At 53.7% G+C, this 13471-nt stretch carries 11 protein-coding genes; 5 read left to right on the top strand and 6 right to left on the bottom strand.

Annotated elements, in window-relative coordinates:
* Positions 1–82: 82 nt before the first annotated feature.
* The 3 genes from hemL to thiD are packed head-to-tail and all read right to left on the bottom strand — an operon-like array spanning position 83 to position 2827.
* Complete coding sequence (gene hemL, locus LG200_RS13340) at positions 83–1372, bottom strand: glutamate-1-semialdehyde 2,1-aminomutase (RefSeq protein ID WP_226758116.1); 1290 nt, start codon at positions 1370–1372, stop codon at positions 83–85.
* Positions 1369–2013: a thiamine phosphate synthase gene (gene thiE / locus LG200_RS13335; RefSeq protein ID WP_226758115.1), complete on the bottom strand. Its 645-nt coding sequence runs from the start codon at positions 2011–2013 to the stop codon at positions 1369–1371. Before thiE ends, hemL begins: the two co-directional genes overlap by 4 nt.
* Positions 2000–2827, bottom strand: coding sequence for a bifunctional hydroxymethylpyrimidine kinase/phosphomethylpyrimidine kinase (thiD, locus tag LG200_RS13330; protein WP_226758262.1), 828 nt, complete (start codon positions 2825–2827; stop codon positions 2000–2002). Before thiD ends, thiE begins: the two co-directional genes overlap by 14 nt.
* Positions 2828–3097: 270 nt before the next feature.
* Between thiD and LG200_RS13325 the strand changes: the two genes are divergently transcribed.
* From LG200_RS13325 to LG200_RS13310, 4 genes are all read left to right on the top strand, one after another.
* Positions 3098–5815 (top strand): cation-transporting P-type ATPase, encoded by a 2718-nt coding sequence (locus LG200_RS13325; protein ID WP_226758114.1) that lies wholly within the window; start codon positions 3098–3100, stop codon positions 5813–5815.
* 13 nt (positions 5816–5828) lie between these two features.
* Positions 5829–6695 (top strand): universal stress protein, encoded by an 867-nt coding sequence (locus LG200_RS13320; RefSeq protein ID WP_226758113.1) that lies wholly within the window; start codon positions 5829–5831, stop codon positions 6693–6695.
* 15 nt (positions 6696–6710) lie between these two features.
* Positions 6711–7256 (top strand): M15 family metallopeptidase, encoded by a 546-nt coding sequence (locus LG200_RS13315; RefSeq protein WP_226758112.1) that lies wholly within the window; start codon positions 6711–6713, stop codon positions 7254–7256.
* A 91-nt stretch (positions 7257–7347) separates the two neighbouring features.
* Positions 7348–7599, top strand: coding sequence for a DUF2171 domain-containing protein (locus tag LG200_RS13310; RefSeq protein ID WP_226758111.1), 252 nt, complete (start codon positions 7348–7350; stop codon positions 7597–7599).
* A 27-nt stretch (positions 7600–7626) separates the two neighbouring features.
* Here LG200_RS13310 and LG200_RS13305 read toward each other — a convergent pair whose 3' ends face one another.
* Positions 7627–8970 (bottom strand): OmpP1/FadL family transporter, encoded by a 1344-nt coding sequence (locus LG200_RS13305; protein ID WP_226758110.1) that lies wholly within the window; start codon positions 8968–8970, stop codon positions 7627–7629.
* A gap of 162 nt (positions 8971–9132) precedes the next feature.
* Between LG200_RS13305 and LG200_RS13300 the strand changes: the two genes are divergently transcribed.
* Positions 9133–10026, top strand: coding sequence for a crotonase/enoyl-CoA hydratase family protein (locus tag LG200_RS13300; RefSeq protein WP_226758109.1), 894 nt, complete (start codon positions 9133–9135; stop codon positions 10024–10026).
* A gap of 4 nt (positions 10027–10030) precedes the next feature.
* On the opposite strand, the gene LG200_RS13295 is transcribed toward LG200_RS13300, so the two are convergent.
* Together LG200_RS13295 and LG200_RS13290 are read right to left on the bottom strand one after the other, a co-directional pair.
* Complete coding sequence (locus LG200_RS13295; protein WP_226758108.1) at positions 10031–12172, bottom strand: ATP-binding protein; 2142 nt, start codon at positions 12170–12172, stop codon at positions 10031–10033.
* 129 nt (positions 12173–12301) lie between these two features.
* A complete protein-coding gene (locus LG200_RS13290; protein ID WP_226758107.1) occupies positions 12302–13363 on the bottom strand; it encodes a response regulator in 1062 nt (353 codons plus the stop codon).
* Between the last annotated feature and the right edge of the window lie 108 nt (positions 13364–13471).

Below are 13471 nucleotides of genomic sequence, written 5' to 3'. Positions count from 1 at the left end.
TTAAATTGCAAGAAGGGACAGCAATAAATTTTTCAGTAAATGATAATTATTTCAATAAGATACGGCAGAGGAAGAGAAGGGGTCAGCTGTTTTTGCCCATGTGTTTGAAGGCGTTTCGTGCTGCGTCTATCGTCTGGTCAATGTCTGCCTGGCTATGCGCAATTGATACAAAGCCGGCTTCAAAGGCGGACGGGGCAAGATAAACGCCAGCTTCCAACATGGCGTGGAAGAAGCGGTTGAAGGCCGGCTTGTCGGCTTGCATGACCTCTTCAAAGCTGGTTGGGCACTCTTCGCTGAAATAAATGCCGAACATGCCACCCACGCTTTGTGCACTGAAGGCCAGGCCTGCTTCATGCGCTGCCTGGCTCAGCCCCTCAGTCAGCAGTCTTGTGCTGGCAGACAGCTCAGCGTGGAATCCGGGGCGTTGCAATAGCTTGAGAGTGGCTAGCCCTGCAGCAACGGCGACCGGATTGCCCGATAGCGTGCCGGCCTGGTAGACCGGGCCAAGCGGCGCAAGATACGCCATGACATCGCCCCGCCCGCCAAATGCGCCCACGGGTAAGCCGCCGCCGATGACCTTGCCCAGCGTGGTCAGGTCGGGCTTGATGTTGAACAATTGTTGTGCGCCGCCCAGAGCCACGCGAAAACCTGTCATGACCTCGTCAAATATCAGTAGGGCGCCAGATTGGGTACATAACTCGCGCAGGGTTTTGAGGAATTCAGGTTTGGGTCTGATCAGGTTCATATTGCCTGCCACTGGCTCCAGGATGACACAGGCAATTTCGTGACCTACCTGGCTGAACAATTGATCCAGCGCAGCGCTATCGTTATATGGCAGGGTCAGGGTATGGGCGGCCAGCTCTGGCGGCACGCCAGCCGAGCTGGGTTGGCCAAAAGTCAATGCACCGGAGCCTGCCTTGACCAGCAGGGAATCTGCATGGCCATGGTAGCAACCTTCAAACTTGATTATCTTGGAGCGACCGGTAAAACCACGCGCCAGGCGGATGGCGCTCATGGTGGCTTCAGTCCCCGAACTCACCAGGCGAACCTGTTCCATGCTGGGCACCAGTTGCGTGAGCAGCTCCGCCATTTCTAGTTCCAGTGCTGTCGGCGCACCGAAAGACAGGCTGTTGGCAGCTGCTTGCTGCACTGCGGCAATGACATCAGGTTGGGCATGGCCGAGAATCATCGGCCCCCATGAGCCCACATAGTCTATGTATTCCTTGCCATCTTCATCCCACAACCTGGAACCCAGGCCGCGCTTGAAAAATACAGGGGTGCCGCCGACTGATCCGAATGCACGCACCGGTGAATTTACGCCTCCAGGAATCAGGGTTCTGGATTTTTCAAATAATTGCTGGTTTCTGCTCATTGAGGTGACTCTGTACAAAGTTGGGTAAATTGTTCAGCGGTATTGCTTATGTCCGGCGTATTCCACAGGGCGCCGATTACAGCAATGGCATGGGCACCTGCATTGATGATCGTACTGGCGTTTTCCAGGGTGATGCCGCCGATGGCTGTCACAGGCAAGCCGAGAACAGCCGCCTGTTGAAAAAGCGCAAGGTCTGCCCGCGGGGCATTGGGTTTTGTCGATGAAGGGAAACATGCGCCAAAGGCTACATAATCCGCGCTTAGGTGTTTGGCATGCTGGGCGAGCGCCAGATTGTTGTAACACGATGCCCCAATTATCTTGCCGGTTCCCAGGCGCACTCGTGCCTGAGCGATGTCGCCATCATCTATGCCCAGGTGTACGCCATCAGCATCCAGTTCTGCAGCCAGGCCGACATCATCGTTGACGATGAAGGGTACCTGGTAACGCCGGCATAAAGCCAGCAGCGCCTGTGCCTGCTCTTTTGCCGCTGACCCGTGCACACGCTTGTTGCGATATTGCAGGATCGAGGCGCCTCCTGCGAGCGCAGCCTCGGAATTTTTCAGCAAGCGTTTAAGGTCGGTTTCATCTGGCGTAATCGCATAGAGTCCGCGAATACGCAGGGTGGAATTATTCTGCGCCATCTTCTTCACGTGCCCAGAACAAGCGGTCCGGGATGTACTGTCCCATGCCGGGACGAAAGGCATGCTTGAGCGACTGCCAGGTGTATTCCTGCGCTTCTGCTATGGCCTCTTCCATACCCAGGCCATGCGCAATGCATGCCGCAATCGCGGAGGTCAGCGTGCAGCCAGAACCGTGGTAGCTGCCCGGTAGGCGTTCACAAGGGTAGGAACGCAAGAGCTTCTGTGAACCGTATAGATTGTTGATGACCTGGGGCGAGCGTTCATGCGTGCCTGTCACCAATACATATTCAGGGCCAAGTGCCAGTAGCCTCTCAACCACGTCGTCCAGCGAGGCATTTTCCATGTCGTCGTTATCATCAATGGCGTAGGCCAAGCGGCGGGCTTCCAGGCTATTGGGCGTAATTAGCGTGGCTTGCGGAAACAGCAGGTCTATCATGGCTTCCTGCATGGCATCATTGGCAAGTTCATCGCCACGGCCTGACGAAAGCACCGGGTCTATCAGCAAGGGTACATCGGGATAGTCGGCGACAATTTCTGCAATCACGGCAATATTTTCCACACTGCCCAGCATACCCAGCTTGAATGCGGAAACCTGCATATCCTCAAGCAGTGTACGCGCTTGCTCGTTGACCAGGTCGGCATCCAGTGCGACTACATTTTCCACCCCTACCGTGTCCTGTACAGTAATGGCGGTGACTACCGACAAGGGATGACATCCTATGCTCGCCAGCGCCAGCAGGTCAGCCTGCAAGCCAGCGCCACTGCTGGGGTCGCTGGCAGCAAAAGTCAATACGGTTGGGGGCATCAGGTTCATTATATCCATGGCTGCTAGGTTGTCCTGTAAATGCGGCAGCGGCCGATCAGGGATTATCCGATGCTTGGCCGCGCACAAATGCAATCGAGAAAGGTATTTTAGCCTAATCGTTCTTTAACATCATTGAAAATGCAGAAAACTGTTGTGAGGCTGAACTATCATGGCTAGTTAATGGTCAGGAAAATATTCCATTTTTATAAAATGGTTTTACCTCTTCCATACAAAACTGCACAATAAAAAGAATCACCATCCTTGAAAGGCCATTGCCCCATGCAGCAATCCAGCCAGAATGATTCCAGCCAGCCCCGTGAATGGTATGCCCTTGGGGAGCATGAAGTTCTTGACCATTTGCAATCCAGCAGACATGGGCTATCAACGGCAGAAGCAGAAAAGCGCCTGCAGAAGCATGGGCCGAATGAGTTGCCTGCCCCCAGGAAGCAGCACCCGTTCATGCGTTTTCTCTCGCAGTTTAACAATGCATTGATTTACTTCATGCTGAGCGCTGCCGTAGTGGCTGCATTCCTCAATCACGTTGTGGATGCTTCAGTGATTGTAGCTGTGGTGCTGATCAATGCCATTGTTGGTTATATCCAGGAAGGCAAGGCAGAGCAGGCGCTGGATGCCATACGGAACATGATGGTGCCGCATGTGACAGTGATGCGCGACGGTCATCGGCAACAGCTTGAGATTGCGGCCCTGGTGCCCGGCGACGTGATAGTGCTGGAAGCAGGTGACAGCGTGCCTGCCGATGCCCGTTTGCTGAAGGCAAAACACCTATTGCTGGAAGAAGCCATACTTACCGGCGAGTCCGTGCCTGTGCACAAGCAGGAACAGCAGGTAAACAAAGACGCTGCGCTTGGTGACAGGCTCTCCATGGTCTACTCCGGTACGATTGTGGCAGCTGGCCAGGGACGGGCCGTGGTGGTGGAGACGGGTGCCGCTACGGAGATAGGCCGCATCAGCACCATGATCTCGCAGGTGCAGGCATTGGAAACCCCCTTGTTGCAGCAGATCAACAAGTTTGGCCGGATCTTCACCTGGTTTGCGCTGGGTCTGGCTGCCACCTTGCTGGCGTTTGCAAAGTTGGTACAGGGTTACAGCTGGATAGACGGTTTCATGGTGGTGGTGGCGATTTCTGTCGGCTTGGTGCCTGAAGGCCTGCCTGCCGTGATTACCATCACACTTGCCATCGGTGTACAACGCATGGCCAGACACAATGCGATTGTGCGCAGGTTGCCGGCAGTGGAAACACTGGGGGCGACTTCGGTGATTTGTTCTGATAAGACCGGGACACTGACACGCAATGAAATGACGGTAAAGAGGATGGTGTCTGGTGAGCAGGAGTATCTGGTGGAAGGGACAGGCTACCAGCCCGAAGGCGATATAGTTCCGCAACAGCAGGATTCGGATGAAGCCATGCGAGACCGCCTGATACTGGCTGGATTGCTCTGCAATGACGCCAAGGTCAAACAGGAGGAAAAGCACTGGCAGGTGCTGGGGGACCCCATGGAAGGCGCGCTGGTGGCATTGGCCATGAAGGCTGGCTGGACAACGGAGGAAGTGCGTAATGACTGGCAGCGCCTGGATGAAATTCCCTTTGATACCCGGCACAAATTCATGGCGACGCTTCACCGCCATGCCCAGCACGGCACCTGGATATTCATGAAGGGAGCGCCGGAAAGCGTGCTGGAAAAATGCGCTTTGCAATCAGGTTTATCCGGCCAGCCGGATAGTGATTACTGGAGCCAGCGAATTGCCGAAGCAGCAGGCCAGGGAGAGCGCGTGTTGGGGTTTGCGGCACTCAAGTGCAAAGATGATGGGCAGCATAGCCTGAGTAACCACGAGGTGGAGCATGGGCTGGAATTTCTTGGCGTCATGGGATTTATAGATCCGCCGCGGGACGAGGTGTTGCAGTCCATTGCCAGCTGTCGCTCGGCAGGCATATCCGTCAAGATGATCACGGGTGATCATGCAGCCACAGCCACGGCGATTGCCAAACAACTCAAGCTGGCAGACCAGCCCGGCGTGATAACAGGCGCAGAGCTGGAGCAGGTGTCGGATGAGGATTTGCGGCATGTTGTGCAAAAAACCAGCGTGTTTGCACGGACCAGCCCTGAACACAAGCTGCGGATTGTGCGTGCCTTACAGGAAAACGGCGAGGTAGTGGCAATGACCGGGGATGGCGTCAATGATGCGCCCTCCCTCAAACAGGCGGATGTCGGAATTGCCATGGGCCTCAAGGGAACAGAGGCCGCCAAGCAGGCTTCTGAAATGGTGCTGGCGGATGACAACTTTGCCACTATCGTGTCTGCGGTGCATGCTGGCAGAACGGTGTATGACAACGTACGCAAGGTAATTGCCTGGACGTTGCCCACCAACGGTGGTGAGGCACTGGCCGTGATTGTGGCATTGATGCTGGGCATGTCCCTGCCGATGACGCCAGCGCAGATTCTTTGGATTAATATGATACTTACCGTGACACTGGGCCTGGTGCTGGCTTTCGAGCCTGCCGAACGGGATGTGATGGAGCGTCCGCCACGCTCGCGCAATGCGCCGTTGCTTTCCAGGTTTTTGTTATGGCGTGTCGGGTTTGTGTCGGTACTGTTCACCATCGGGGTATTCATCATTTTTGAATACGCCATGCAGCGTGCGCTGGGAGAAGACGTTGCGCGTACCATGGTGGTGAACACGCTGGTGGTCATGGAAATTTTCTATCTGTTCAATGTACGGTATATCAATACGCGTTCATTCAGTTGGCGCGGCATGCTGGGCACGCCAGTGCTACTGATTGCGCTGGCAGTGGTGGTTGTCGCCCAATTGGCTTTCACCTATGCTGCTCCTTTGCAGGCCTTGTTCTCCAGCGCAGCTATTGCATTGCTGGATGGGCTGGTGATTATTCTGATAGGCGTGGTATTCATGCTGGTGCTGGAAGCCGAGAAGGCATTGATACGCCGTAGGGGCAAGACAAACATACTGTCTGAAGTTTAAGAAAGGAAATGCAGTGACTGTTGATTACAAGACCAATAAACCACGACATATCTTGCTGGCTACCGACCTTGGGGCCCGTTGCGACCGTGCGCTGGACCGATCGATACAGCTGGCACAGGCCTGGCAGGCCAAACTCACCCTGGTACATGCGTTTGAATCAGAACATGATTATTCAGACCAGCCACGCTGGCGACATCCTGAAGATCCTGCGCTTGCAATCCAGGTAGCATTGGAACAGGAGCTGGGAGCCACAGTGCTGCCGGGCGTCAGCGCGCGAGTGGTGCGCGGCAGGCCTGCCGAAGCCGTGCTCAAGGTGGCCGAGGAGGAACAGGCGGATTTGATATTGACCGGCATCAAGCGAGACGGCGCTTTTGAGAAAGCTTTGCTGGGAGATACGGTGACCGAGCTTGCACGCAGCTCCAGCGTTCCGGTACTGGTCGTCAAGAAACGCGCGCGGGTGCCTTACCGCAAAATCGTGGTGGCTACCGACCTTTCAGAAGTGTCCCGTCCGGCCCTGGCACGCGCACTTGATCTGTTCGGCCCGGACAATATCGTGTTGTTCCATGCTGCCTATGCCCATTTTGCCAGCCGCATGGATGACAGAACTGGTTATGAAAGCGAATTGCGCAGCGACGCAATCAAGAACTGCAAGGAGTTTATTGCAAGCGTGGCTGGGGATGGAGTGGCCGCGCAGATGGAGGTGCTAGTGGAATATGGCGAGCCTGACCTGTTGCTGGAAAAATATGTGCTGGATAAAGGAATAGATTTAGTGGTGGTGGCTACCAAGGGACGCAGTGGGTTGCTGGGAGCGCTGCTGGGAAGCGTGGCAACGCGCATACTGGATACCGTGCCATGTGATGTGCTGATTGCACGGAGCTGATACCAGGAAAGCCGGATGCGAGCAGATTACTTGGCACGGATTGATGCGGTCATGTGCGAGCTTGGTATCCCGATGCATATTGTAGTGGATAGGGGTTTGCCATTATTTCCTGAGGCAGAGGTTTTGGTCGAGACTTCCTCTGTCGGTAAAGATGGCAGGCCATTTCTTCTGGAGCCCAGCACGGCAAGCGCCTGGCAAGCCATGTGCCAAGCCGCGAACCGTAATGAAATCAAGCTGGTGGTGTTGTCCGCGTTTCGTAGTCTTGATTATCAAGCCGACATCATTCGTCGCAAGTTGCAACAAGGCAGAAGTCTCGAGGAAATCTTATCGGTCAGTGCGATCCCGGGATATAGCGAGCATCATTCAGGAAAGGCCCTGGATATTGTTAGCCCAGAATGTTTGAGCCTGGATGCTGCATTTGAACATACTCCGGCATTTCAATGGTTGACACAGCACGCGTCCACTTACGGCTTTTTCATGTCTTATCCCAGAAATAACAGGTATGGCTATATCTATGAGCCTTGGCATTGGTGTTTCCACAGTAAAGGCTCTGGATCCTAAGCAATTCTGACAAGGCTTTCAGCATGTTGCCTATCATATAAATATAGGATGACGGTTAACATGAAGGTTCATTCTTTGTCAGGAGAACATCATGGGTCTTTCACATGGAATTTTACCCGGTATGCCAGTGGTCTGTTCACAAGGTGGCCGTTTTGCCACAGTGGATCATATGGAAGGCAGCAACCAGATCAAGTTGCAAAAGGATGAAAGCGGCCAGCATCACTATATACCCGTGAGCTGGGTAACTGCCACGGACAATGCCGAAGTTACGGTGGATCGTCCCGGCAAGCAAGCAATGCAGGACTGGTCCACCAGTCCCTTGCCGGAGAAGCTTGACAGCTAGCAGTAATCCTCTAGCATGAACTGCTGATCAGAACGAGCGGTTCCACTGCGCGCTCAGTATATCCACCCTGGAGGAAAATTCGCCCTGCACATTGTGGCGAACAGCTCCTTCGCTACTGTGGTTCATGCCGGAGTCCTTCATACGGAGATAGGCATAGCCGACTTCGATAGTGTTGAAGGGATCCAGTTTCCAGCTTGCCCCGACTGCAAACCAGGTGCGATCAGCGTCCGGAATGCGCGGGGTGCGATGGCTGGAACTGGGGACCGGGGTCTGGTCATACGCAACGCCCGCGCGTAGGGTGAGCTGGTCGTTATAGCGATAGTTGCCGCCGAGCGAAACCCTGTAGCTGTCATCCCATTTGGTCGTCGTGACATTGTCCTCAACGCCGGAGTCAAATTTGACCCTGAGTTCCTTGAAGCGGCTCCACTTCGTCCAAGTCACGTCAGCCAGCAATTCCAGCCTTTCAGTCAAGCTTTGTACTACGCTGAGCGAAACGTTCTCAGGCATGGAGAGGTTTGCGGTGATATCGGAACCGCTCAGCCGTGCGGCAAGCGGCGCGATCTGGTCAATGGCGCCAGAGCGCCGGAAGCTGGCCTCGCCTTCCAGCTTGTGCTTGATATGCGAACGGTAGCTTGCCCCTAGGCTCGTCCCCTCCCACGGCCTATAAATCACGCCTAGGTTGAATCCCCAGCTGAGGTCATCACCCTTCAACTTGCTGTAACTATCCACGGCGGCATTACCGGCTTGCCCAAGTCCCAGCGCGTTGCACGTTCCCTGGTTTACATTCTGCAAACAGATCGCGCTCGAGTCCAGGGCGCTGGTCAATTCCGCCTTGACGTATTGCAGGCTGACGCCGCCGCCAATCGAGAGCTTATCGCTGGCCTTGAACGACAAGGCCGGGTTGACATTGATGGTCATCACCTCGGATTTCAACCCTTGGTAGCGTCCTTTCCAGCCATCGTCGTATTCTGAGGTGAGCCCGTATGGCACCGTCACACCCAAGCCAAACTTGAGATCCTGGCCCAGGTCAGTGGCCAGGTAGAAATTGGGCACCAGTTCCAGCGACCCTACATCTCCCCCATTGTTGCCGGAAACGGAAGCGCCGTTGCCGAGATAGCTCGCATTGGCATTCCTGAGCTTGGCGCTAGGGAGAATGGCGCTGCCGCCCAACACGATTTGCCTGCCTGCAGGCAGCCATGAAAGGCTGGCCGGATTGAAGAACTGGATGCTGGCGTCATCGGCACGCGCAGCCATGCCGGCATAGGCATTGCCAAAACCTGAAGCACTTTGTTCAATCAGTGCAAACCCGGCCCCATAGGCAGGGACTGTGATCATCCCCATTAAAATAGCTAAAGCAGTGCGATTGCTCATTAATTATGTCCTACGTTCAAGAGTTTCATTCCCGATATTAACGGCAAAAATCCATGTTTGTTAATAAATATCAATGATGAATCATTCATTTACCTTGGAGGATAATTGTGCTACGTCTATTCATGTAGTGCTTTTTTAACTTAATGTTATGGGGAGTTACTTATGAATGCCATCGTTGATTTCAATCCTTTAAGCAATATCCAGTTTGAGCAAGTGCGTGCCCACTATGAGCCTGAGTTTGGTATTACTTGGTTGTTTATGCAGCCCAGCCCACGACCATGCTTCAATAAAATTTGCATGAGCGAGCTCTTGATCAATCAAACGCAAATTGAAGCCTTGCATGCCAATCCGCAACATCGCCCTCAACAGCCTACCAACTATCTGGTGCTGGCATCGGATGTGGAAGGCATATTCAATCTTGGCGGCGACCTGGCAATATTCAAGCAGGCGATAGAGAAACAGGAAAGGAGCAAGCTGCTGGAGTATGCACATTTGTGCATAGATAATGTGTGGACCTTTTATAACATGCAGGCCCCGATCACCACCATTGCATTGGTCAAGGGCCAGGCCATGGGCGGCGGTTTTGAGTCTGCCTTGTCTGCACATGTGCTGGTGGCAGAGAAAGGCGCACTCATGGGCTTGCCGGAAGTACTTTTCAATTTGTTTCCCGGCATGGGGGCAATGAGTTTCCTTTCCCGTCGTATTGGCTTGAATGCTGCTGAGAAGATGATTCGTTCAGGCAAGATCTACACGGCAGAAGAATTGTACGAGATGGGTGTAGTGGATGTGCTGGCCGAAGCGGGTCAGGGTGAAAAGGCATTACATGATTGGGTGCGCAAGACCCATAAGTCCCTGAACTCATTCCAGGCCATCCAAAAAGCCAAGCAGCGTGTCAACCCGCTCACCAAACAAGAGCTGCTTGATATTACGGAGATTTGGGTGGACGCTGCCATGCGTCTGACGGATCGCAATCTCAAGGTGATGGAGCGCCTGGTACGCGCCCAGAACAGCAAGGTGGGCGAACAGGAAGAAGTGATTGTAAAGGCAGCAGGTTGAATGCCTAACTGGAGGCAGCCTGGCGACTACTCAGATAGTCGTTGATGGCATGCTTGGCTGCCTCAAATTCATTTTCCAATTGTTCAAGCATGATGGCGCCGCGGAAACGCAGCTCCTCCGGACTGGCTTTGTCCATGAGATCAGCTTGCTTGCTGACGGTCAGGGCGCCTATGCTCAGGCTGTTGCCCTTGAGCGCATGGCAGAACTCATGAAGTTCGCCGTAACGCCTGGCACCGAGGTTTTGCTTGATGAGCTTGATCAGGGCTCCGCAGTCAGTGACATATTTGCCGAGCAGGCGGGGTACAAACATACTATCCTTGCCTCCCAAAAGCTCCAGCTCTGACAGCGTTGAACCGGATAGTACATCATTGTCCAACGCATCCTGCCGCGGGGCGGTGTTTTGGCTTGCATAAAGCTGGGCCACCTGGCTGGAAACCGGTATGCTGCCCTTCAGGTTGGCAATGGTATCAAACAGCAGCTTGGTTTCAATCGGCTTGGTCAGGTATGCGTCAAACCCTGCCACTTCGGCTGCAGTCTTAGTTTCTACCGTGGCATCGGCAGTGAACAGGATGAATTTGGTTTCAGTGTCGTCCGGCCGCAGGAACCGGTAAAGTTTCAAGGCATCAATGCCATTCATTTCCGCCATGTTGAGGTCGGAGATGACCAGGTCAAACTGTTCAAGCTCAAGTTTGTCCAGCAATTCGTCAGCATTGTTGGCAACCGCAACCTGGTGGCCGGGCAATTGCAACAGCTTGACGATGATGGTCTGGTTGGTGGCGTTATCTTCGCACACCAGAATCTTGAGGGCCTGGTTGGTAGCAGGCGCGCTGGTGTCTGTAGGATTCAAAGGGACGACAGGTGCGGGGGCCAGGGTTTCCAGCGTGAGGTCGAACCAGAAGCGGCTGCCGACATTGGGTGCGCTATTCAGGTCGAGATGGCCACCAAGCGCTTCCACCAGGCGTTTTGCAATGGTTAGTCCCAAGCCGCTGCCGCCAAATTTACGTGTGGTGGAAATATCCGCCTGGGTAAAACTTTCAAAGATGCGGTCGCGGTGTTCGGTAGATATGCCCACACCGGTATCGATTACTTCAAAGCGATATGTGCTTTGGCCATCCCAGGTTTGCAGGGTATGCACAGCCAGAGTGACTGAGCCGCGCTCAGTGAACTTCACGGCATTGCCTACCAGGTTGGCGAGGATTTGCTGCAGGACGTAAGGGTCGCTTTTGACATAAGCATCGTTCATGTCAATGATGCTCTCGAGGGCAATCCGCTTGTTGAGCGCCTGGCCCCTGAATACTTCCACGGTTTGTTCCACCAGTTCGCGCAGGGAGAGTTCGGTTTTTTCCACCTGCAGCTTTTCCTGCTCGATCTTGGAGAAATCCAGCACATTGTTGAGTTGCGCGAGCAATAGTTTGGATGAGCTTTCCAGGGTGCGTAGCAGTTCATCCTGCTCGCTGTTGAGTTGCGTGTTGCGCAGCAGCGTGCTGATGCCGATGATGCCATTGAGCGGGGTGCGGATTTCATGGCTCATATTGGCAACGAAGCGTGTTTTTGCGTGGTTGGCCACTTCGGCTTTTTGCCTGGCTTCCTCAATCCGGGTGATCAGGGTGGCAACATAGAGCGGCAGCGCCGCCAGCATGAGCAGCAGGCTGTAGCTGATGGCTTTGTGCTCCAGCCAGAACGGATTGACGTTGATGGTGTAGAGAAAGCCAGCCAGGCTCAATAGCTGGGAATGGATCAGGTATTTCTTGCCAAAGCGGAAACCATTGCCGAAGGTTACCCATAGGTAGACCCCGACCAGAATGACGCCCATTTCACCTGTCATGGCCATGAACATGGTGGGAAGGCCTATATCCAGCCACGCACCGGAAAGCCTGCGCAGGGTCGGGTACTTTCTTGTGAACAGAATGAGCCAGAGTAAGACAAACGATAACAACTGGAATGCCAGTGTCATCGCAATGGCCAGCGGGAAGGCATGGCTGTCTGCATTGAGCCCTGCTATTTGCCGATAGACCAGGAAGGAAAGAAATGCCATGCATAGCCAGATGCGGATCGTGGCCTGCTCAAGCTCCAGCGGATCGCAATGTTTGCGTAGCGTCAGCCAGTATTGCCTGGCCCGCTTGAAGGGTTGTATTAATGGCATCATGCTGGTCAAGCTTTTTAAAGGTTGGAAAGCACCGTAATGAGGTTACAGCTCACTATCGTCATTTATTTTTGTATAGGGTGCGCTTAGATAAAGTTATATTCAAGTCCCCTAATGGGGAAATTTACAACTTCAGGAGGCATGACGTTTGTGGATTGCCTCAAACAGTACCCGTACTTCGGGGATCAGCTTGACCAGCTCCGGGTCAAAGTGCCTGCCGCTCTCCGCAAGCAGGTAATCCACCGCACTGTCCACGCTCCATGCGTCCTTGTAAGGGCGGCTGCTGGTGAGGGCATCAAAGACATCTGCAATAGCTACAATGCGGGCAGACAGCGGGATTTCCTGCCCAGAAAGGCCATAAGGATAGCCAGAGCCATCATATTTTTCATGGTGGGCAAGCGCAATCTCGCTGCCTTTTTGCAGATATTTGGATGGACTGCCCTGCAGAATTTCATAACCAATCAGCGGGTGTTGCTGCATGATTTTCTTTTCTTCCAGAGTAAACGGGCCCTGTTTCAGCAGTACCCTGTCCGGGATACCGATCTTGCCGATGTCGTGCAAGGGGGAGGCAAGCTCAATCAGCTCTGTCTCATCATCGGGAAAGCCCAGTGCCTCGGCCAATACGCGGCTGTAAAGTGACATGCGCAGCAAATGCTGGGCAGTATCGTAATCACGATATTCCCCCGCACGTGCAAGGTGCATGAGGGTTTCTTTCTCACGCATGAGGATGTTTTCGGTGGCTTCGCGCACCATGCTTTCCAGCAGGCGGCTTTTATCTTCCAGATTCAGCCTTTGTTGGCGCAATGTAATCAGGTTCTTGCAGCGAGCCATGCATTCATGCATATCTACAGGTTTGGTAAGGAAGTCGGTCACGCCGGCATCCAGTGCCGCATAGCGGATTTCCACGTCCTGCTTGATCGTGATCATGATGGTGGGGACCGACTGATACTGTGGCAAGCGAGTGATTTCACTAATGAAACACAGGCCGTTCATGCCGGGCATTTCATAGTCCACCAACAACAAGTCAACAGTATTGTCTTGTGCCCATAACAATGCTTCGGTGGGAGAGGAAAACTCAAAAGTTTTGATGCCGCGCCCGAGGTTCCTGACAATTTTTGACAGAATTGAACGGCTAACGGCCTGGTCGTCCAAAATCAAAACCTTGGCAGCATCCACGAGATTCAGATTCTTCATAAACACCTTATTACTAGTCCTGGGGGAGGGAGTTTGTATTGCCTGTTCCTTTTAAAGCTGAAGCCAGCATCACTTCGGTTGATAAGTATTGCAGAGATTCAGTCTCAT

Source organism: Methylobacillus caricis (assembly GCF_020532705.1).
Lineage (GTDB): Bacteria > Pseudomonadota > Gammaproteobacteria > Burkholderiales > Methylophilaceae > Methylobacillus > Methylobacillus caricis.
The sequence above is the reverse complement of the archived record's forward strand: the minus strand, read 5'-3'. Positions and strand labels throughout refer to the sequence as shown.